Source organism: Streptomyces sp. NPDC050732, assembly GCF_040654255.1.
Taxonomy (GTDB): Bacteria; Actinomycetota; Actinomycetes; order Streptomycetales; family Streptomycetaceae; genus Streptomyces.
In genome coordinates, this window is record NZ_JBFAHP010000007.1 from 217,631 (window position 1) to 238,135 (window position 20,505).

At 70.7% G+C, this 20,505-nt stretch carries 15 protein-coding genes and 1 pseudogene; 6 read left to right on the forward strand and 10 right to left on the reverse strand.

All coding sequences use genetic code 11. From position 1 onward, the window contains the following. Nucleotides 1-42 precede the first annotated feature (42 nt). The 7 genes from AB0H82_RS08980 to AB0H82_RS09010 all read right to left on the reverse strand — a co-directional run bounded on the left by AB0H82_RS08980 (nt 43) and on the right by AB0H82_RS09010 (nt 7,950). Complete coding sequence (locus AB0H82_RS08980; RefSeq protein ID WP_362990380.1) at nt 43-1,080, reverse strand: hypothetical protein; 1,038 nt, start codon at nt 1,078-1,080, stop codon at nt 43-45. Next, on the reverse strand, nt 1,068-1,724 hold the full coding sequence (locus AB0H82_RS08985) for a hypothetical protein (protein ID WP_362990382.1): 657 nt from the start codon (nt 1,722-1,724) through the stop codon (nt 1,068-1,070). Before AB0H82_RS08985 ends, AB0H82_RS08980 begins: the two co-directional genes overlap by 13 nt. Nucleotides 1,725-1,887: 163 nt before the next feature. Continuing rightward, nucleotides 1,888-2,742, reverse strand: coding sequence for a carbohydrate ABC transporter permease (locus AB0H82_RS08990; protein WP_362990384.1), 855 nt, complete (start codon nt 2,740-2,742; stop codon nt 1,888-1,890). Further along, on the reverse strand, nt 2,743-3,726 hold the full coding sequence (locus tag AB0H82_RS08995) for a sugar ABC transporter permease (protein WP_362990386.1): 984 nt from the start codon (nt 3,724-3,726) through the stop codon (nt 2,743-2,745). A gap of 109 nt (nt 3,727-3,835) precedes the next feature. Then, a complete protein-coding gene (locus AB0H82_RS09000) occupies nt 3,836-5,206 on the reverse strand; it encodes an extracellular solute-binding protein (RefSeq protein WP_362990388.1) in 1,371 nt (456 codons plus the stop codon). Between the two features lie 174 nt (nt 5,207-5,380). Beyond that, complete coding sequence (locus tag AB0H82_RS09005; RefSeq protein WP_362990390.1) at nt 5,381-6,064, reverse strand: response regulator; 684 nt, start codon at nt 6,062-6,064, stop codon at nt 5,381-5,383. After that, complete coding sequence (locus AB0H82_RS09010) at nt 6,061-7,950, reverse strand: sensor histidine kinase (protein ID WP_362990392.1); 1,890 nt, start codon at nt 7,948-7,950, stop codon at nt 6,061-6,063. Before AB0H82_RS09010 ends, AB0H82_RS09005 begins: the two co-directional genes overlap by 4 nt. 245 nt (nt 7,951-8,195) lie before the next feature. Here AB0H82_RS09010 and AB0H82_RS09015 point away from each other — a divergent pair, with 245 nt between their 5' ends. Together AB0H82_RS09015 and AB0H82_RS09020 are read left to right on the forward strand one after the other, a co-directional pair. After that, entirely contained in the window at nt 8,196-9,617 is a 1,422-nt protein-coding gene (locus AB0H82_RS09015) for a cation:dicarboxylase symporter family transporter (protein ID WP_362990394.1), read from the forward strand. A 178-nt stretch (nt 9,618-9,795) separates the two neighbouring features. Next, nucleotides 9,796-12,870 carry an NACHT domain-containing protein gene (locus AB0H82_RS09020; protein ID WP_362990395.1) on the forward strand — a complete coding sequence of 1,025 codons (3,075 nt, stop codon included), beginning with the start codon at nt 9,796-9,798 and terminating at the stop codon, nt 12,868-12,870. Between the two features lie 20 nt (nt 12,871-12,890). Here the strand turns inward: AB0H82_RS09020 and AB0H82_RS09025 are convergent, their stop codons facing one another. Further along, nucleotides 12,891-13,481 (reverse strand): TetR/AcrR family transcriptional regulator, encoded by a 591-nt coding sequence (locus tag AB0H82_RS09025; protein ID WP_362990397.1) that lies wholly within the window; start codon nt 13,479-13,481, stop codon nt 12,891-12,893. Nucleotides 13,482-13,627: 146 nt separating this feature from the next. Here AB0H82_RS09025 and AB0H82_RS09030 point away from each other — a divergent pair, with 146 nt between their 5' ends. The 3 genes from AB0H82_RS09030 (at nt 13,628) to AB0H82_RS09040 (ending at nt 16,888) form a co-directional block, all read left to right on the forward strand. Next, nucleotides 13,628-15,364 (forward strand): MFS transporter, encoded by a 1,737-nt coding sequence (locus AB0H82_RS09030; RefSeq protein WP_362990399.1) that lies wholly within the window; start codon nt 13,628-13,630, stop codon nt 15,362-15,364. A gap of 202 nt (nt 15,365-15,566) precedes the next feature. Further along, nucleotides 15,567-16,172, forward strand: coding sequence for a dihydrofolate reductase family protein (locus AB0H82_RS09035; protein ID WP_362990401.1), 606 nt, complete (start codon nt 15,567-15,569; stop codon nt 16,170-16,172). Between the two features lie 107 nt (nt 16,173-16,279). Continuing rightward, entirely contained in the window at nt 16,280-16,888 is a 609-nt protein-coding gene (locus tag AB0H82_RS09040; RefSeq protein ID WP_362990403.1) for a hypothetical protein, read from the forward strand. 158 nt (nt 16,889-17,046) lie between these two features. Here the strand turns inward: AB0H82_RS09040 and AB0H82_RS09045 are convergent, their stop codons facing one another. Further along, nucleotides 17,047-17,853 (reverse strand): alpha/beta hydrolase, encoded by an 807-nt coding sequence (locus tag AB0H82_RS09045; protein WP_362990405.1) that lies wholly within the window; start codon nt 17,851-17,853, stop codon nt 17,047-17,049. A 657-nt stretch (nt 17,854-18,510) separates the two neighbouring features. Between AB0H82_RS09045 and AB0H82_RS09050 the strand changes: the two genes are divergently transcribed. Next, nucleotides 18,511-19,464, forward strand: coding sequence for a MerR family transcriptional regulator (locus AB0H82_RS09050; RefSeq protein ID WP_362990407.1), 954 nt, complete (start codon nt 18,511-18,513; stop codon nt 19,462-19,464). Here the strand turns inward: AB0H82_RS09050 and AB0H82_RS09055 are convergent. After that, a pseudogene (locus AB0H82_RS09055) lies at nt 19,443-20,414 on the reverse strand (glycoside hydrolase family 16 protein); the annotation flags it as partial. The gene AB0H82_RS09050 and the pseudogene AB0H82_RS09055 sit on opposite strands and share 22 nt — an antisense overlap. Nucleotides 20,415-20,505: the final 91 nt, after the last annotated feature.

Consider the following 20,505-nt stretch of genomic DNA (forward strand, 5'->3'; position numbering starts at 1 on the left):
TTCGGCTCCTCGCTGGTGGCGGGGGTGGGCGCGGCCGCCCGGTCAGCGGTTGATGGACTGGATCTCCTGGACGACCACGTCCTGCTCCGCGCCGAACTCGCCGTCGGGGAGCTGTCGTTCGCCGTCCACGCCGGTGCCCGTCCAGTGGATCTTCCAGGTGACCGTGGCCTTCAGCGGGTACGAGCCGTCGCCCGAGGAGCGGAGGTACTTCACGCCGCAGGGTGGGGTTTCCTTGGACTTGCCCTTGGCGTAGGGCACGCCGATCTTGCCGTCGACGATCTCGCAGACGCCGGATGCGGGGTACGTCTCGGCGTCCGGCGTGCCTGGGTCGATCTTGAGGGAGACGGGTTCGGCGGTCGCCGTTGCGTGGATTTTGAGGACGGGTACCGAGGCCGTCACCGAGACCGGCTTGAACTCCGCCTTGTCCAGCCAGGCCCAGGTCGGCAGGTTTACCTTTGTCGCCTCTTCGGGGGCCAGGTCCACCTCGGTGTCGGGGACTCGGATCTCCGCGTAGGCGAGGCGTGCGAGGAGCTCAGGGGTGACGGCCTCGGGTATGTCCGCCGGGGGCGGGTCACCCTCGTCGACCCAGAAATACGGCTTGTCGCAGTCGAAAGCTCCCGGTGCGCTCTCCCGGCCGTCCGGGATGAAGCTGTCCCACCAGTATCCCTTGCCGGCCTTCTTCTTGTTGAAGTCCTTGTAGGGCTTTCCGTTGACGTATCGGTTGCGTTGGGAGAGGTCCCACTCCGGTCCGGTGGAATCGACCGCCCAGATCGGTTCCAGTTTCTTCTTCAGCTGATCGGGGGAATACGCGGGAGCGTAATAGCAGGCAGGCGGCGTCCAGTTGGTCGCCGGTGTGACGGGACCCGCGTTGCCACCCTTGCCGTTCTTCGAACGGTCGTAGACGATGCCGCCCGCGACGGTGGAGACGGTCTGCTGGTCGGTGTCCGCGTCCACCTGCGTCTCGGATGCACCGCCCCCCGGGTCGATGTCGGCCCAGGCGGGTGAACCGCTCGCGGCGAACAACATGCTCGCGCCCGCCAGCACGGCGACGAAGGCCGGACCTCTTCTTATGGCTGGCACTGAGCCGCCCCCCTCGTGGAGAAGATCTGCGAGGTCTGCCATGTTCCCTCGGAGTTCTTGATCAGCTGTGTGTTGTACGCGACGTAGCTGTTCTTCGTGACCGGCGTCTTGTTGACCTTTTTGGTCGACTTCTTCTTGGTGTAGCCCTTTCCTTCGTCGGCGCAGAAGGTGAGCGTGGCCGTCTTCTTGTCCTTGAGTGTCACTTGCCGGTCGTAGTAACGGATCTCTCCGGTGAGGCTGAGACCGGCGTCCTTGAACTTCGCGACCCACGTCGCCGAGGCTTCCAGGGCCTTTCCGGTGTTGTAGAAAGCAATGCCCTCGCTCTTGGGATCCGTCTCCGCAATGGCCGCGTTCACCGCGCGCATGCGTTCGGCGTTGTCGGCGAGCACGGCCTTCTTCACCGGGTCACTGGTCTGCGGTGACTCGAAGGTCATGGTGAGGTCCGACGGAAGCTTGCTCTCGGGGCGGTCGGTGGCCTCCGCGGGGGATTCGCTCGGCGGCGCCGAGGACTCCTCGCCCCCCTGCTCCGCTCCCGCGATCTTGTCGTCGTTCCCGGCGGGCTTGTCGTCGCTGCCGCAGGCCGTCAGGAGGAGGGCTGCGGACGCGGTGAGCGCGGCCGTCGCGAGGCGGAGGGGGCGGGTCACTGTCGGCTCCTGGCTGGTGGGGGGCATGGCGCGGGTTCAGCACGCTAGTGCGGTGCCGGGGTCGATGCCAGGGAGATGTGTGGGCATGAATGGGGCGGGCGGGACGTATCGGCTCGAATTCATGTCACAGTTCTGTGTTCGTCCGGCCCGGAAGCGGCTCCGCTCAGCCCTTCACCGCCCCGCCCAGCGCGAAGCCCCCGCCCAGCTTCCGTGAGACCAGGACGTACAGGAGGATCACCGGTGTCGAGTAGATGATCGAGAAGGCTGCCAGCTGGCCGTAGACCACCGTCCCCTTGTTGCCGAAGAAGTCGTTGATGCTGACCGACGCCGGCAGCTGCTCCGGGGTGAGCAGGAGCATGAAGGGGACGAAGAAGTTGCCCCACATCATGACGAAGGAGAAGACGGTCACCACGGCCACGCCCGGTCCCATCAGGGGCAGGACGATCCTGAGGAGCGACTGGAAGGATGACGCGCCGTCCGTCCATGCCGCCTCCTCCAGCTCCTTCGGGACGCCGTCCATGAAGTTCTTCATCAGCCAGATGGCGAAGGGCAGTTGGGACGCGGCGAAGAAGAAGATCGTGCCGTGCATCGTGTCGATCAGGTCGACCTGCACGAACAGCGCGTACACGGGAACCATGATCGCCGTGATCGGCAGGCTCGTCGCGAAGAGGATCGTCAGCATGAAGGGGCGGTTGAGGCGCGACTTGTAGCGGGAGAGCGGGTAGGCCGCCAGGGCCGCGCAGACCACCGTGAGCAGGGTGCCGCCGCCGCAGAGCAGCAGGCTGTTGAGGAGCGGGGTGAAGGTGATCTCGGGGGTGAGGACCTGGTCGTAGTTGTCCAGGGTGAGGCTGTCGGGGAGCCGCACCCTCAGGTCCGCCTTCGGGTCGAAGGAGGACAGGACCACCCAGGCGAGGGGGAGCACGAACGCCGCCGCCACGACCAGCAGCCCCGCGTCGGCGGCGAGGCGGTGTTTCGTACGGCGGGAAGCGGGGGCCTTGAAGAGTTTCTTGGTGGGCACTCAGGCCTCCGTGCGCAGCAGGCGCATGTAGACGACGGAGAAGAGCGAGCCGACCAGGAGGAGCAGCAGCGCCACGGCCGTGCCGTAGCCGATCATGCTCTTCTGGAAGGCCTGCTCGTACATGAAGAGCGGCAGCGTCTGGCTGTCGTTTCCCGGGCCGCCGCGCGTCATCACCCAGATCAGGCCGAAGACGGAGAGGGTTTGCAGGGTGTTGAGCATGAGGTTCGTGCCGATCGAGCGGCGGATCATCGGCAGCGTGATGTGCCACATGCGGCGCCAGCCGCTCGCGCCGTCGACCTGCGCCGCCTCGGTGATCTCCTTGGGGATCTCGTTGAGGGCGGCGGAGTAGACGAGCATCGAGAACGCCGTGCCCCGCCATACGTTCGCGAACGACACCGCCAGGATCGGGAGCGTGAACAGCCAGTTTTGGGAGGGGAGATGGAGGGCGTCGAGGACGGCGTTGAGGGTGCCCTCGCGGCGGAAGAAGGCGTAGAGGAGGAACCCCGCGACGACCTCCGGCAGCACCCACGCCGTCACGACGATCGCGCCCGTCACGGTGCGGACCGGCTTGGACGCGCGCTGCATGAGGGTGGCGAGCGCCAGGCCGAGCGTGTTCTGGCCGATGATCGAGGACAGGACCGTGAAGACGAGGGTGAGCCAGACCGCGTTCAGGAACCGCTCGTCGCCGAACGCCTCACGGAAGTTGTCCAGGCCCACGAAGCTCGACTCGGCCTGACCGGTGAGCTGGAGGTCGGTGAAGGCGATGTACGCGCAGTAGCCGATCGGGCCCGCGAGGAAGAGCGCGAGGAGGACGACGGCGGGGGAGACGGGCAGGGCCCGGAGGAGGCCCCGGCGGACTCGGGCCCGGACTTGCGCCCGGGGGCCCGGGGGTGCGGTGGCCGGGCCGCGGGGCGTCTTGGTGACGCCGCCGGGGCCCGAAGGGGATGCGGAGGAGCCGGAGGATGCGGGGGATGCGGTGGTCACGTACGGGCACTCACTCTCTGGTACCGGCGGCACAGGCGGTACCGCTTACCGGCGTCGGCGCCGGCGGCACAGGCGGCACCGGCGCGGACGTACGGGCGTACCGGTCCTGCTACTTCTCGACGACCTCGCCGTCAGTCGCCGACTCGACCTCCTCGTCGTAGCCGCTCGCCGCCTCCTCCACCGACGCGTCGCCCGTCGTCACCGACTCCATCGCCTCCTGGATCGCCGTGGAGACCTTCGGGTACGCGGGATACGCGGGCCGGTAGTGCGTCGAGGAGACCAGGTCCGTGAAGAACTTGAGGCCGGGCTGCGCCTTCACGTACGACGGGTCGGCGGCGACGTCCTCGCGGACCGCGATGCCGGAGTTGGCGATGTACCACTTCTTGGCGTTGGCCGCCGTCTGCATCGTCTCGATGAACTCGAAGGCCAGGTCGGGGTTGCTCGCCTTGGCCGGGATCGACCAGGTCCAGCCGCCGGACATGCTCACCTTGCCGGGTGCCTGGCCGTGCTGGGTCGGCATGGCGGCGAGGCCCAGCTCCCGCGACCAGTCGGGCCACTCGTGGCCCGCGCCCTTCCCCCAGTCCTGCGGCAGCCACGAACCGTCGAGGTCGATCGCCAGCTTGCCCTCGGGCAGCAGCTCACCGCGGACGCGCGTGGCGAAGTTGGGGTCGAGCGCGTCCGAGACGTCGGGCCCGAGCTTCTCCTCGTACACGGTCTCCACGAACTTCAGGGAGTCCTTGAAGCCCTTGCTGCCCGTGACCCACTTCTTCGACTTCGGGTCGTAGAGCGGATCCTTGCCCGTGCCGTACGCGAGCATCTGGAAGCCCTGCATGGAGGCCGCCTCACCGGCGGGCTTGCCCGTGTAGACGTTGAGGGGAGTGACTCCGGGGACCTTCTTCTTGATGGTCCGGGCCGCGTCGAGGACGTCGTCCCAGGTCTTCGGCTGCCAGTCCGCGGGCAGGCCGGCCTTTTTGAAGATCGCCTTGCTGAACCAGAGGCCGCGGGTGTCCGTCCCGTCCGGCACGCCGTACGTCTTGCCGTCGGCCGCCTTCGCCGCCGTCTTGGCCGTGCCGATGAACTGGTCCCAGTCCTTCCACTTGTTCAGGTAGGTGTCGAGCGGTTTCAGATAGCCGCTGGTGATGTCCGAGTTGATGAGGAACGTGTCCTCGTAGACCAGGTCGGGCGCGGTCTTCGGGGAGCGCATCATCTGCTGCAGCTTGGTGTAGTACTCGGAGTCCGGCGCCTTGATCGGCACCAGCTCGACCTTCTTGCCGGGATTCGCCTTCTCGAACTGCTTCTTCACGCCCGCCAGATAGGTGTCCATGACCCTGATCCGGTTGTCCGTGGACTGCTTGAAGGAGACCCGGACGGTGTCGGGATCGTCGCCCGAGCCGCCGCCGCACGCGGTGAGGGTACCGGCGGCCAGCAGGGCGGTGGCGGTGAGGAGCAGCGGGGTGGTGGTGGGACGACGCACGGGCACGACCTCCTACAGCGCGGGGGTGCAGCGCGAGGCTGCCCGGTGAACGTAAGGGCGTGCTCGGAACAAGGTCAATGCCCGTGCCACGGATGGGCGTTGACGCTTGTCATCAACGTGACAACGTTGTTATAGGACGTACGGTGCCGATGCGTCCCGCGCGGCTACGGGGGCGGTGCGTCACTCCGTCGCCGTGAGCCATCGGTAGACCAGCTCCGGGCGGCCGACGTGACCGTACTGGGGGCTGCGGGCGGCGCGTGCCGTGTCGACCAGGTGTTCCAGGTAGCGGCGTGCGGTGATGCGGGACAGGCCCGCCGACCGGGCGGCCGCGGTGGCGGTCAGGCCGTCGGGGGCGTCCCGCAGGGTGCGGATGACGCGTTCGAGGGTGGGGGCGCTGAGCCCCTTCGGCAGGGCGACGGGGCCCGGTGCGCGCAGGGTGGCGAGCGCGCGGTCCACCTCGTCCTGGCCGGTGGCCTCGCCCTCCGCCGCGGCGGTGCGGAACTCCGCGTACCGGGTGAGGCGGTCGCGGAGGGTGGCGAAGGTGAAGGGCTTCAGGACGTACTGGACGACGCCGAGGGAGACGCCCTCGCGCACGACCGCCAGGTCCCGGGCCGACGTCACCGCGATCACGTCCGTGGGGTGTCCGGCGGCGCGCAAGGACCGGGCCAGTTGGAGGCCGTGGCCGTCGGGGAGGTGCAGGTCCAGGAGGATCAGGTCGACCTGCGTACGGTCGAGCGTGCGGCGGGCCTCGGCGGCGGAGTGGGCGGGGCGGGCGATGGCCTCGAAGCCGGGGACGCGGTTGACGTAGAGGACGTGGGCGTCGGCGGCGACGGGGTCGTCTTCGACGACGAGTACGCGGATCACTGGGCGCCCCCCTGGTCGCTTCTGCTACCCGGGGTTGGGCCCATTGCGTCGTCGCCGGCGCCCCCGTTATCGGCCCTCGGCACCGGGGGCTGTGCCCCCCCGTTCCGCCATGCGGAACGTTTGCCCACAGCGGCGGTGGCCCTACTGCCCCCAGCGGGAGCGCCCGCGGTGCGTTGACCCGCAGCAGGACCAGCAGGACCAGCAGAAGCCCCGGCATCAGCAGAAGCCCCGGCATCAGCAGAAGCACCGGCCCCAGCCGAGGCGCCCCCCGTTGTCGTCGTCAGTGTCACCTCGAATTGCGCGCCCCCCTCCGGGGACTCCCGTACCGTCAGTGTGCCGCCGTTTCGCGTCACCGTCTGGTGGACCAGGGCCAGGCCGAGGCCGCGGCCCGTGGGTGCCTTCGTCGACCAGCCGCGTTCGAAGACCGCGTCGCGTTGCGCGGGGTCGACGCCTGGGCCCGTGTCCGAGACGCGCAGGAGGAGGCCCGCCTCGTCCGCCCGTGCCGTCACGGTGACGCGCGCGGCGGGCGAGCCCTGCGCCGCGTCGACCGCGTTGTCGATGAGGTTGCCGAGGACGGTCACCAGGTCGCGGGCGGGCAAGGTCGACGGGAGCATGCCGTCGTCGATGCTGCTGTCGTCCGAGACGACCAGCTCCACCCCGTGCTCGTTGGCCTGCGCCGCCTTGCCGAGCAGCAGGGCCGCGAGGACGGGTTCGCTGACGGCGGCCACCACCTGGTCGGTGAGCGCCTGCGCAAGCTCCAGTTCGGCGGTGGCGAAGTCGACCGCCTCGTCGGCGCGGCCGAGTTCGATGAGGGACACCACCGTGTGGAGCCGGTTCGCGGCCTCGTGGGCCTGCGAGCGAAGCGCCTGCGTGAAGCCGCGCTCGGAGTCCAACTCCCCGGTGAGAGCCTGGAGTTCGGTGTGATCGCGCAGGGTGACCACCGTGCCGCGCCGCTCGCCGCCCGTCACGGGGGAGGTGTTGACGACCACGACGCGGTCGGCGGTCAGGTGCAGTTCGTCGACCCGGGGCTCCGCCGCGAGCAGGGCGCCCGTCAGCGGGGCGGGGAGCCCGAGCTCGGCGACGTTGCGGCCGATGACCGGGTCGTCCGTCACCCCGAGCAGCTCGCGGCCGCCGTCGTTGATGAGGGCGATGCGCCGCTGCCCGTCGAGCATCAGCAGCCCCTCGCGCACCGCGTGCAGCGCCGCCTCGTGGTAGTCGTGCATGCGGCTCAGCTCGGCGGCGTTCATGCCGTGGGTGCTGCGGCGCAGGCGGGCGTTGATGACGTACGTACCGATGCCGCCGAGCACGAGGGCCGCCGCCGCGACCCCGAGCAGCGCGAGGAGCTGGCCGCGCGCCTTCTCGGTGATCTCCTCGATGGTGATGCCGGCGCTGACCAGGCCGACGATGCGGCCGTCCCCGTTCTCGGGGCCGTTCCAGATCGGCGTGACCACCCGTACCGAAGGGCCCAGCGTTCCCGTGTACGTCTCCGCGAACGTCCTGCCGCGCAGCGCGTCCGCCCGGTGGCCGAGGAAGCGTTCGCCGATGCGGCGCTCGTCGGGGTGCGTCCAGCGGATGCCGCGCGGGTCCATGATCGTGACGAAGTCGACGCCGGTGTCCCGCTGCACCCGTGCCGCGTACGGCTGGAGCTCCCGCGACGGGTCGCTGCCGCGGATGGCCTCCCGTACCGAAGGGGAGTCCGCGACCGCCCGTGCCGCCGCGGTCGCCTGGTGGCGCGCGCCCTCCTCGGCCTGATGCTTGTCGCTGAAGTACGTGAAGAGCGCGCATCCGGCGACCACCGCGGTGACCAGCACGATCTGCATCGCGAAGAGCTGGCCCGCGAGGCTGCGCGGCAGCCGGCGCGGGCGGGTGGGACGGGTGCGGGACATGCAGCCAGTCTGCCCCTTCGCACAAGCGGTCGGTCGGCCTCCTCGTCCAGGGGTCCTCGTCCAGGGGTCGTATAAGTGCGAACTAAATGAACGCAAGGGTGACCGCCCTCACAGACCGGGAGATAGTCACCGGGATCGCCCGGGACGGGGAGCCGGAACGCCCGGGACGGGAGCCGATCACCGGGACGTGAGCCGCACGCACCGCAGGCACCGCAACGCCGACGTCGTCGTTCAAGGAGGGCCCCGTGACCAGCACGGCCGACCCACAGGCGCAGCCCGCAGCCAAGCGGGACCGCACGCACTACCTCTACATCGCCGTCATCGGTGCCGTCCTGCTCGGCATCGCCGTCGGCTTCATCTGGCCCGACTTCGCCAAGGAACTGAAGCCCGTCGGCACCGGCTTCGTGAACCTGATCAAGATGATGATCTCGCCGATCATCTTCTGCACGATCGTCCTCGGCGTCGGTTCGGTGCGCAAGGCCGCCAAGGTCGGCAAGGTGGGCGGTCTCGCGCTCGCGTACTTCATGGCGATGTCCGTCGTCGCGCTCGCGATCGGTCTGCTCGTCGGCAACATCCTGCACCCGGGCTCGGGCATGGACATCACCGAGTCCGAGAAGGGCGCGGGCCACGACGCGGCCGACGAGGCCGACAAGGGCCTCGTCGACTTCGCGCTCGGCATCATCCCGAAGACGCTGGTCTCCGCCTTCACCCAGGGCGAGGTGCTGCAGACGCTGCTCGTCGCGCTGCTCGTGGGCTTCGCGCTGCAGGCCATGGGCCGCTCCGGCGAACCGGTGCTGCGCGGCATCGAGCACATCCAGCGCCTTGTCTTCCGGGTGCTCGGCATGATCATGTGGGCCGCGCCGATCGGCGCGTTCGGCGCGATGGCGGCCGTCATCGGCGAGACCGGCGCCGACGCGCTCAAGGCGCTCGCCACGATCATGATCGGGTTCTACGTCACCTGCGCGCTGTTCATCGTGCTCGTGCTCGGCACGCTGATGCGGCTCGTGACCGGAGTCAACCTCTTCAAGCTGCTCAAGTACCTGGGCCGCGAGTTCCTGCTCATCCTCTCGACCTCGTCGTCCGAGTCCGCGCTGCCGCGGCTCATCGCGAAGATGGAGCACCTGGGGGTCAGCCGCCCGGTCGTCGGCATCACGGTCCCGACGGGCTACTCCTTCAACCTCGACGGCACCATGATCTACCTGACCATGGCCTCGCTCTTCATCGCCGACGCCATGGACCAGCCGCTCGGCATCGGCGAGCAGATCTCGCTGCTGCTCTTCATGATGATCGCGTCCAAGGGCGCGGCGGGCGTCTCCGGTTCGGGCATCGCGGTCCTCGCGAGCGGCCTCCAGTCGCACAAGCCCGCGCTCGTCGACGGCGTCGGCCTGATCATCGGCGTCGACCGCTTCATGAGCGAGGCCCGCGCCCTCACCAACTTCGCGGGCAACGCGGTCGCCACGCTCCTGATCGGCACCTGGACCAAGGAAGTCGACAAGGAGCGGGTCACGGCGGTACTCGCCGGACAACTCCCCTTCGACGAGCGTACGTTGGTGGACGACGGCCACGGTCCTTCCGCCGCCGGGGACGCCCGCGACACGGACGCGGACCCCGACGCGGACGCCGTACCGGAGCCGCGCGACGACGGCAAGCAGCCGGTGAAGGTGTAGTCACCGGCCGCGCGCCTGACGAGGGGGCCGCCGGGACGGGGCCGCCGGGCGCCGCCCGCGACGTACGGGAGCTTCCTCCTCGTACGCCGTGGGCGGCGCTTTGTTCCTGTTGTCGACCCCCAGGCGCCCGCGTCGCCCTAGCGTGTTCCAAGGGAAGAGAACGCGACGGGGAGCGGGGATGCAAGGACTCGAAACGGTGCTTGTACGGCTGGCGGCGACTGCTTTGGGAACGCTCGCCAAGGCGGTGATGACACCGCGGCCCGGGGCCGGCCTGGTCACGGCCCGGGTGCGACCGATGCCGCAGCCCGCGGGTCCGGAGAAGCTGGCCCGGGTGCTGTCCAGGCGGATCGAGGACAGGTACGCGCGGGTGCCCGAGCACGAGCGGCTCGCGGCGGCGGCCGCCGTGCAGGACAGCTTTGCGGCGACCGGAACGCTGGACGCGGAGCGGTTGTTCGCGGCGGACCTGGATCCGCGGCGCTTGGCAGCCGGCATAGGCCGACCGGTACCGGACCTGGCCGAGCAGGCTCAGGCGCTCTACGCCGAGCTGTTGGAGCTGTGCTGCTCCCACCTGGTCGAGCAGCTGACGGCTCACCCGTCCTTCACGGCGCGAGCCGCGGTGGAGCAGACCCGGCGCACCGGTGAGATGCTGCGCGCACGGCAGCCCGAGGCGACCCCGTCGGATTTCGAGCAGCGGTACGCGCGCTTCGTCGCCGAGACGCACAGTCGCCTGGAGCTGTTCGGCGTCACCATGGGTGGCCGTGCGCGCGCCGAATGGTCGTTGGACACGGCGTACTTGAGCCTCGCCGTGAGCGAGGGCCGGAATCACGGTCCGCATGCCGAGGAAGAAGGCATGCCTGGTGGCGCGGCGCAGGCGGCGTTCCGGGTGGAGCGAGCGCTGGCGGGCTGCGACCGGATGGTGCTGCGCGGGGCGGCGGGGGCAGGCAAGTCGACTCTCGTACAGTGGCTCGCGCTGAATGCCGCCCGGCAGAGCTTCGGTGCGGAGCTGGCCGACTGGAATCGCTGCGTCCCTTTCGTCCTACGGCTCAGATCCGTTCACCTGCCTGCGGGCCTTCCGCTGCCCGAGGGCTTCCTGGCCGCGGCCGGTGTGCCGCTGCGGGCGCCCGCGGGCTGGGTGGAAGACCTGCTGTCCAGCGGGCGGGCGCTGGTACTGCTGGACGGCGTGGACGAGGTGCCGGGCAAGCTCCGCAGCCGTACCGAGGCCTGGCTGAAGTCGTTGATCGCGGCATTTCCGCGCGCACGGTACGTGGTGACCACCCGCCCGTCCGCGGTGCCGGAGGACTGGCCGACGGGACAGGGCTTCACGGCGTTCACTCTGCTGCCGATGGAACAGGACGAGGTGCGTGCCTTCCTCGCGCACTGGCACGACGCGGCCCGGCTGGAGTGCGCGGAGCCCGGTGAGCGGGAACTCCTCGGCCGGTACGAGGCGAGTCTGGCCGAAGCGGTGACGACCCGGCGCGACCTCGGGCGACTCGCGACCAATCCGCTGATGTGTGCGCTTCTGTGTGCTCTGAACCGTGACCGGCGCATGCATCTGCCCCGGGCGCGCAAGGAGCTCTACGACGCGGCCCTGGACCTCCTGCTGATCCGCCGGGACACCGAGCGCGAGGTCACTTCGGTCGAGGGCGTGTCCCTCTCGCTCGACGAGCAGACCGCTCTGCTGCAACGGCTGGCGTACTGGATGATCCGCAACGCGCAGGTCGAGGTGGACCGGCGGGACGTCATCGCGATGCTGGACGAGTGGCTCGCGGCGATGCCGCAGGTGCGCGCGCAGGGCGACGCCGAGCAGATCTTCACTCACCTGCTCATGCGCAGCGGTCTGCTCCGCGAACCCGTCCCCGGCTCCGTCGATTTCGTGCACCGCACCTTCCAGGACTATCTGGGGGCCAAGGCGGCGGTCGAGACCCGCGACTTCGGTGTGCTGGTGCGGAACGCACATGACGACCAGTGGGACGACGTGGTGCGTATGGCAGTGGGGCACGCGAGGGTGGAAGAACGCACCCGGCTGCTCAGGCAGTTGCTGCGGCGCGCGGAGAAAGCACGTCGCCACCAAGAGCGACTGGTCCTGCTGGCGGCGGCGAGTCTGGAGCACGCGCCGGAGCTGGATCCGCAGGTGCGGCGTGAGGTGGAGAACCGTACGGAGCAGCTGATGCCACCGCGGACCGACGCACAGGCCGAAGCGCTGGCCCGAGCGGGGGAGCTGGTGCTGGAACTGCTGCCGGGCCCCGAGGGGCTGTCCGACCGGGAAGCCGCGGCGGTGGTGAGCACGGCCGCGCGGGTCGGGGGGCCCGCGGCGCTGAGCGTGATCTCCCGTTTCCGCTCCGACCGACGCCGCAGAGTGCGCTTCGAGCTGGCCCGGGCATGGTCGTCCTTCGAGATCCAGAAGTACTTCGAGACGGTCCTGGAGGGCACCGTGCAGGCTGACGACATCGTGTCGATGAGTCGTGCCGAAGAGCTTGAGTGCCTGCCTCACCTGCCGGGACTGGCCTACCTCAACCTCTCCGGTGATCACGGTCTCCCGGAGATCGTGCTGCAACACGAGATCTTGAAGTTCCTGCAGTTCTCGGACAATCCCTCGCTCGCCGGGTTGCCGGCTCTCAGTCGGCTGCCGCACCTGATGTCCCTTGGGCTCGTCCGCTGCCCGGCCGTCACGGATCTGCGCCCCTTGACGAGCCTGCCCCTGCGCCGACTCCATGTGTACGAGCCGGCGGCTCCCCTGTCGCTGGCCCCCCTGGAAGATCTGCACACGCTCCGCCATCTGGTGTTCGACTTCGCTCCGGTGGAGAAGTCCTTGGACGAGCTCCCCTTCGCGCCCCGGCTCACCGGTCTCGGGTTCTTCCGCCAAGCCGCACAGATGAGGCTGTGCGGGCTGGAGGCCCTGACCTCCCTGCACTGGCTGACCGTCAACGAAGACCACCAGTGGCGCAGTTTCCTGGCGGCGGGGGACTTCTCCCCCTTGTCCACGCTGCAGATCCTCGACGTCCCCTGCGTCGATCTGTCCACGCTCTGCGCGCACCGGGGGCTCACGACGCTGTACGTCGGGCACGTCCCCCAGGTCGAGCGGATCGCGGCACTTGCCGAGCTGCCACTGCTGACGGAAGTCGCGTTCGGGAATTGCGGTCCCCTTGACCTGACGCCTCTGGCGCATCACGACGGCATCGACATCCAGCTCTACAACTGCCCCCAGGTCACCGGGCTCGACCTCTTCCCGCCGGAGCGCCTGTACGTCGACTGAATCGCTGGGCCGACCGCCCCCTACGGCAGCGCCGCGATGATCTCCCGTACCCGGGCCACCGGGACACCCGCCGACATGAGGGCCGTCGACGCGGCGGCGCGGCCCGCGTCCTGGGGGGCGAGCAGGCCGTCGTTGACGGCTTCCATCAGGCCGAAGAGCTGCTGTTCGTGGACGTACGCGAGGGCGGCGGGCGGCAGGGGGGAGGTGAACGCGCCCTGGCCGAGGCCGAGTCGCAGGACGTTCACGCACTCCTCGCGGACCGGGGCGAGGCGCTGTCTGATGCCCTCCATCGCGACGCTGCGCTGGGCGAGGGCGACGAGCAGGCGGTAGCCGTCGGCGATCTCCCAGACGGCCACCATCGAGTGGGCGAGCGACTCGGCGGGGTCGTCCGAGCGTGCGCGCCCGGAGGCGTGGGCTGCGGCGACCGCCTCGACGGCGCCGTCGATGAGCGCGCCGATCAGCGCCTCGCGGCTCGGGAAGTGGCCGTACACGGTCCTGCGCACGACGCCTGCCGCGCGGGCGATCTGGTCCATGGACGCGTCCGGATCGCGCAGCAGCTCGGCGAGCGCCACCTCCAGGATGCGGCGGCGGTTGGCGTCGGCTCGGCTCATGGGCTCCATTGTGCACGCGCCCGTTTTGCACACCAGTGTGCAGTGGCGTAAGTTGCACAGTCGTGTGTAATTGCACAGTGCTGTGCAAGGTCACCGGTAAGCGCGACGAGCACGGACGTATGTGGACAAGGAAGGGTGAGGCTTCGGTGGCTCTGCTCATGAAGCAACCGGTCGAGGAGATGAAGCAGCCGTACGCACGCCGCTGGTGGGCGCTGCTGGTGCTCTGCCTGAGCCTGCTGATCATCGTGATGGCGAACACGGCACTGACCGTCGCCGCCCCCGACATGACCAAGGACCTCGGGCTCTCCAGCTCCGACCTGCAGTGGGTCATCGACGGCTATACCGTCCCGTACGCCGCGCTGATGCTGCTCCTCGGCGCGATAGGCGACAAGTACAGCCGGCGCGGCGCGCTCGTCCTCGGCCTCGTCGTCTTCGGCGCGGGATCGGTCGCGGGCTCGCTCGTCGACAGCTCGGGCGGGGTCATCGCGGCCCGCGCCGTGATGGGCTTCGGCGCGGCGATGATCATGCCGGCCACGCTGTCGCTGCTCGCCGCGACGTTCCCGCGCGCGGAGCGGGCCAAGGCGATCGTGCTGTGGACCGCCACGGCGGGCCTCGCGATCGCGGCCGGGCCGCTGGTCGCCGGCGCACTCCTGGAGAACCACGGCTGGGCCTCGACCTTCCTGATCAACGTGCCGGTGGCCGCCCTCGCCATCGTCGGCGCCTTCGTGCTCATCCCGCCGTCCAAGGCCGGGCACTCCAACCGGATCGACTACGTCGGCGGGCTGCTCTCCGTCGTCTGGACCGGCGCGCTGATCTACATGATCATCCAGGGTCCGCACTTCGGCTGGGACGCCAAGGCGATCTCGGCGGCGGTCGTCGCGGGCGTCGGCCTGCTCGCCTTCGTGGCCTGGGAGCTCCGCCACCCGCACCCGATCCTGAACGTCCGCCGCTTCCTCGACCGCCGCTTCGCGGGCTCGAACCTCGCGGTGGCGCTCTTCTTCCTCGCGGTCTTCGGCGCGTTCTACTACCTCACGCAGCACCTGCAGTTCGTCCTCGGCTACAACCCGCTGGAGACGGGCGTGCGCATGCTGCCGCTCGCGGGCGCGGTCTTCGTCGGCTCGGCGCTGACGGGCTATCTGACCCCGCGCATCGGCATGAAGATCACCGTGTCGGCGGGCATGGTCGCGGGCACGGTCGCGCTCGCGCTCCTGACGCGGGTGGACGTCTCCTCCTCGTACGGGGACTTCGTCGCCCCGCTGATCGTCCTGGGCCTGGCCATCGGCCTCGCCCTGTCGCCCTGCACCGACGCGATCATGGGCGCGTTCCCCGAGTCGGAACTGGGCGTGGGCGGCGCCGTCAACGACACGTCGCTCGAACTCGGCGGCTCGCTCGGCATCGCCATCCTCGGCTCCGTGCTGGCCAGTTCGTACTCCTCGAAGCTGAGCGACGCGGCCGCCGCCTCCGGCGCGAAGCTGCCCGACGGCACGCTGGAGACCGCGCAGGACTCGGTCGGCGCGGGCTACGCGGTCGCGCAGGGCATCGGCGACCAGGCGCGCGCGGTGGGCGAGAAGGCGGCCCACGCCGGTTCGCAGCAGCAGGCGGCCCAGCTGAAGGGCCAGGCCGAGCAGCTCGCCCAGGGCGCGGGCAAGATGGCGGACGCGGTCGGCTCCGCGTTCTCGGACGCGGTGGCGCACACGAGCCTGATCGGCGCGGTGATCCTGGGCGCCGGCACGGTGCTGGTGGCGGCGCTGCTGCCGCGCAAGGGCCACGGCGAGCCGGCGCCGGGGGCCGACGACGAGTCGGCGGTGTCCGACTCGGCCGCGTCCGGTGCCGCGAAGGCGTCCGCGGGGAAGTCTGCGAAGGCGTCCGCGAAGGCGTCGTAGCGCTGACCGTCGGTACACGTGCAGGCCGGGCCGCCCTGATGGGCGGCCCGGCTTTCGTCTGATCGGGCATCCCTGCGCCTGGTCGTCTCCCTTCGCTTACCGAAAAGTGTTGACACCACTCCAAGTGAAGTACTACGGTCTGACCACTTCACTCGGAGTACAACGATCGGCGTGGCCCGACCCCTGCTGCCAAGGAGCCCGTATGCGAAAGCTCGTCTACTTCATCGCCGTCAGCCTCGACGGATTCATCGCGGGCCCCGACGGCTCCGACCCCACCGGCCCCGACGGTTTCTGGCCGGTCGCCCAGGACTACGTCCAGCACCTCGCGGGGACGTACCCGGAGACCCTGCCGGCCCCGGCCAGGGAGGCCCTCGGCATCACCGCGGAGGGGGACTGCTTCGATACGGTCCTCGAAGGCCGCAGGACCTACGCGATCGGCCTCGACGCCGGACTGACCAACGCCTACCCCCACCTCCGCCACTACGTCTTCAGCCGCACCCTCACCGAGAGCCCCGACCCGGGCGTCGAGCTGGTCGCCACCGACCCGGTCGAGAAGGTGCGGGAGCTGAAGCGGCAGGAGGGCAAGGACATCTGGCTGTGCGGCGGCGGTGAGCTCGCCGGGGTGCTGCGCGGCGAGATCGACCGGCTCGTCGTCAAGCTCGGTCCGCTGACACTGGGTTCGGGCACGCCCCTGTTCGCACAGAAGACCGCGTTCGACCCGGTGCTGTACGAGCGGACGGACGCCGTGCTGCTCGACAGCGGCACGATCTTCCTGACCTACGACAAGGCGGCCGAGGACGCCGCGTAGGGGCCGGGCGCGGGGGACTTCAGGGTGAGGTGCCCTCCGCCGCGAGGGGGAGCCGGTCAGCCCGTGCGTGTGATTCCCGTGCGTCCACCGCCGACCAGAGTGGACGCATGACGATCAGCGAGACGACGAGCACGAGGAACGCGGCGGGCGCGACGACCACGACGAGCGCGATGAACACGGTGGGTGCGACGACCACGGTCGCCACTCCTCCGGCGCGGCCCGTACCGCTCTGGGCGGAACGCGTCGCCCGGCTGCTCCCCCTCCTCGCCCTGCCGGTGTGCCTGTGGCGGCTGCCCATCGGGTTCGACCACCTGATGGGAGCGGACGTCGCCCCGATGTCGTGGTCCCGGTGGGCCAACGTGTCCTATGTGGTCACGCTCAGCCTGCTATCCGAGGCGTGCGCCCTGCTCTGCCTCGGCCTCGTGCGGCCGTGGGGCGAGGTGGTGCCGCGCTGGGTGCCGGGACTGCGCGGCAGACGTGTACCGCCGTACGCGGTGATCGTGCCCGCCACCCTCCTGGGGCTGCTCTTCACCGCACTGCTGGTCGACTGGGTGCTCTGCACCTTCCACCTCGCCGGGTTCTCCGACGTCCCGTACACCAGCGGGTGGTGGCGGCTCCTTGCCGCCGTGACCAGCGGCCTGATGGCGCTGTGGGGACCGCTGATCCTCGCCCTGACGTACGGCTACCACCGGCGCCGGTGCGGCGCACCCGCCTAGGGCGTGTCTTTCGGATCAGCCCGGGCCCGCGACGCCTGGCATGGCGCCTCGCGGCGTTGTCGCATCACCCACGGACACCCGGTCCGCGGGCGATGCTCCGCCTTGCGATGCACCGCACCAGACGCCCGGGCTGTCCGGACCGATCCAAAAGACACGCCCTAGCCGGCCGCCGCGGCCGTCAGGCGGTGGCCCTCGCCCGCCGCGGCGCGCAGAAGCACGTCGGACAGCTCGTCGGGGGTGGAGAGCATCGGCCAGTGGCCCGTGGCCATCTCGAAGAAGGTGGCGCGCGGGTCGGCCAGGTGCTGGACGAGCGGCAGGCCCGAGGCGACCAGGGATTCCAGGGCGGCGATGTCCATCGTGCCGCCCGTCGTGCAGAAGACGCCGGTCGTCGGCAGGGCGGCGACCGCATCCGAGATGCGCAGCTTCTGGGCGTACGGGCCGGCCGGCGCGGGCGAGGCGAGCCGCGCGAGCCGGCCGAGCGCGTCGTCGGGGACGCCCGCGAGGTTCCCCTGGGCCCGCCACTCGTCGCGCGTCGGCGCGGGGATCCGCCAGCCGTCCTCGGCCTGCTCCTGCTGGCGCAGCGTGCGGTCGCGGGCCGGCCCGTCGGGCATCTGCTCGCGCACCTGGTCGATCATGGAGGAGCCGTTCTGGGGCATCGGCGAGTCCAGGTACACGAGCCGGGAGATCCGGTCCTTGCGCCGGTCGGCGGCGCCCGCGGACGGGTAGATGCCGTAGCAGTAGCCGACGAGCACGACCTCGGGGGCGTCGACGTGGTCGATCAGCTGCGTCACGTCCTCGATGTGGGTGTCGAGGTCGATGTCCGGTCCCGCCAGGTGGCGCCGGTCACCGAGACCGGTGAGCGTCGCCGTGTGCACCTCGGCCCCGGCCGCCCGCAGCCCCGCGGCCACGTCCCGCCACAGCCAGCCGCCCGTGTACCCGCCCGACACCAGCACGAACGCCGTCATGAGTCCTCCTCGTACGCAAGGGTCCGCGCAGCCCGCCCGATCGGCCCGCCGCGCTCGCCGGTACGGTAGGAACTCCCCCTGAGGGAGGTTCAAGTCGTGCCGTCCGACGGAAAGTCACCTCGCGCAGCCGCCTCCGGCGGGACCGCGGACGGGGGCGCGTACCCGGGTGGCGGTGGGTCCCTGGGCGGCGGTGGGTCCTCGCGCGGCGGTGCGCCCGCGGGCGGTGGTGCGTTCCCGGACAGTGGTGGGTCCCTGGGTGGCGGTGGGTCCTCGCGCGGTGGTGCGCCCGCGGACGGTGGTGCGTTCCCGGACGGTGGTGCGTTCCCGGGCGGCGGTGGGTCCCCGCGCGGCGGTGCGCCCGCGGACGGTGGTGCGTTCCCGGACGGCGGTGGGTCCCCGGGTGGCGGTGGGTCCTCGCGCGGTGGTGCGCCCGCGGACGGTGGTGCGTTCCCGGACAGCGGTGGGTCCCCGGGTGGCGGTGCGTCCTTTGGCGGCGGTGCGTCCGCACGCGGCGGTGCGTCTCCGGACGGCGGCGCGCCCCGGGACGGCGGTGCAGCCCCGGGCAGCGGCGGGCCCCCGCGCGGCGGTGCGACCCCGGACGGCGGTGCAGCCCAGGACAGCGGCACGCCCTCCGACAGCGGCGCGCCCCCGCACGCGATGCTGAGCATCGGACAGCTCGCCGAACAGGCGGGTGTCTCCGTCAAGACCGTCCGCTTCTACTCCGACCGCGGCCTGCTGCCCGAAGCCGCCCGCAGTGGTGGGGGCCACCGCCGCTACGGCCCCGACGCGCTCGACCGGCTCCGCCTCATCCGCTCCCTGCGCACCCTCGACCTGCCGGTCCCCGACGTGAGCCGGGTCCTGGACGAGGAGGACGCGCTGGAGGACATCGTCGCGGGGCAGCTGCGGGAGGTCGGGTCGCGGCTCGCCGCCCTGCGCTGGCGGGAGGCGGCCCTGCGGCTCCTGACCGACTGCACCGCACGGGAGCGCGCCGAGCGGCTGCGGCTGGTCGGGGCCCTGTCCACGCCGCCCGGCACGGACGCGCTCGCCCGGTTCTGGCGGTACTGGCTGCCCGCACGGCTCCCCGCCCGGGTCGTCAAGGCCGTCGTCGACCAGGCCGTGCCGGCGCCGCCCGACGACCCCACCCCGGAACAGGTCCTCGCCTTCGCCCGGCTCCAGGACTTCGTCATTACGCCCTGCTTCGTCTCAGGCCCTCGCGCCAATACGAACTACGGTCAGCCCGAGGTGCACCTGCCCGGCAAGGGATACCGCCCCGCCGTGCTCTACGAAGGCCTCCCCGAGGCGTACGAACTCGCCTCGGCCGCACTGCGGGCAGGGCGCGCCCCGCACCGGGGCGAGGCGCTCGACTGCTTCGTCGCCGTCCACGCCGCCTCGCTGGGCCGGCGCGACACCGGGGACTTCCGCCGCGACCTGCACCGCATGCTCGCCGCCGAACCCCGCATCGACCTCTACTGGCAGCTCACCGCCGAGATCCTGAGCCCGCCTCCGGGCCCGCCGGAGCCGACCCCCGGAGCCGCCGACAACTGGCTCCGGGAGGCGCTGGCCGCGACCGCGCCGGCCCCGGACTACGGGCGCGTCCACACCGCGACGTAGTCGACCGCCATCGCATGGCCGGGCCGCGTCGCGGCCGTCGGCGTCGCACGGCCCGCCACGCCGTCCGGGAAGCCGCCGCCCATCGCCACGTTCAGCAGGAGGAAGTACCCCTGGTGGGATGTCATGTCGGTCCACGTCTTCGCCGAGAAGCGGTCCTGGCTCAGAGTGTGGAACCGCTGGCCGTCGACGTACCAGCGCAGTTGATTGGGCGTCACTGAACGGTCCCACTCGAAGCGGTACGTATGGAAGGCCGACTGGCAGGTGGCGCCGGGGCAGGGGCGGCTGGCGCCCATGCCCTGGGTCTCGTTGCAGTCACCGCCGGGGTTGACGCCACAATGCAGCACGCCCCAGACCGAGTTGACGCCGTTCACGTTCTCCATGACGTCGAACTCGCCGATGGACGGCCAGTTCTGGTAATTGCCCCGGTAGGGCGAGCCGAGCGCCCAGAACGCCGGCCAGTACCCGAGCGCCGCGTCCCCCGTGACGTCCGGCATCCTGATGCGCCCCTCGATGGCCAGCGTGCCGCCCGCCGGAGCCTTGAAGTCGCTGCGCCGCGTCTCGATCCGCGCCGACGTCCACTTCCCCGCCGCGTCCTTGCGCGGCGTGATCCGCAGGTTGCCCGCGCCGTCGAGGCTGAGGTTGTCGCGCGAGTTCGTGTACTCCTGGACCTCTCCGGTGCCCCAACTGGGCGGCCCGCCGGGGTAGTTGTGGCCCAGGTCGACCTGCCACTTCTTCGACGAGGGCGCACTGCCCGCGGGGCCGTTGAAGTCGTCGCTCCACTTCAGCGACCAGCCGGGCGCGGGCGGCGGCACGTCGCCGCTGGCCGTCCCGGGCGTCATCAGCGCCCCGAGCAGGCCGACGGCGGCGAGCGCGGCCATGAGGGGGGTCCTGCGCATCGGACGGGGCGTGCGGGCCGAGGGGACTTCAGGGGCTGTGGGGACCGTGCTCATCGGGACCTCCGTGGTGGGGGGGAGTGTGACGGTGAACGGCGAACAGCGAAGCGTGAGAGCGCTCTCAGAACTGGGTGTTGCTGGTTTTGTA

Bases quoted from the DNA above. Each gene is read 5' to 3' on its own strand.
- AB0H82_RS09010 (WP_362990392.1), bottom strand. From the start codon at position 7,950: ATGTCCCGCACCCGTCCCACCCGCCCGCGCCGGCTGCCGCGCAGCCTC.
- AB0H82_RS09020 (WP_362990395.1), top strand. From the start codon at position 9,796: ATGCAAGGACTCGAAACGGTGCTTGTACGGCTGGCGGCGACTGCTTTG.
- AB0H82_RS09025 (WP_362990397.1), bottom strand. From the start codon at position 13,481: ATGAGCCGAGCCGACGCCAACCGCCGCCGCATCCTGGAGGTGGCGCTC.
- AB0H82_RS09035 (WP_362990401.1), top strand. From the start codon at position 15,567: ATGCGAAAGCTCGTCTACTTCATCGCCGTCAGCCTCGACGGATTCATC.
- AB0H82_RS09040 (WP_362990403.1), top strand. From the start codon at position 16,280: ATGACGATCAGCGAGACGACGAGCACGAGGAACGCGGCGGGCGCGACG.
- AB0H82_RS09045 (WP_362990405.1), bottom strand. From the start codon at position 17,853: ATGACGGCGTTCGTGCTGGTGTCGGGCGGGTACACGGGCGGCTGGCTG.
- AB0H82_RS09050 (WP_362990407.1), top strand. From the start codon at position 18,511: ATGCTGAGCATCGGACAGCTCGCCGAACAGGCGGGTGTCTCCGTCAAG.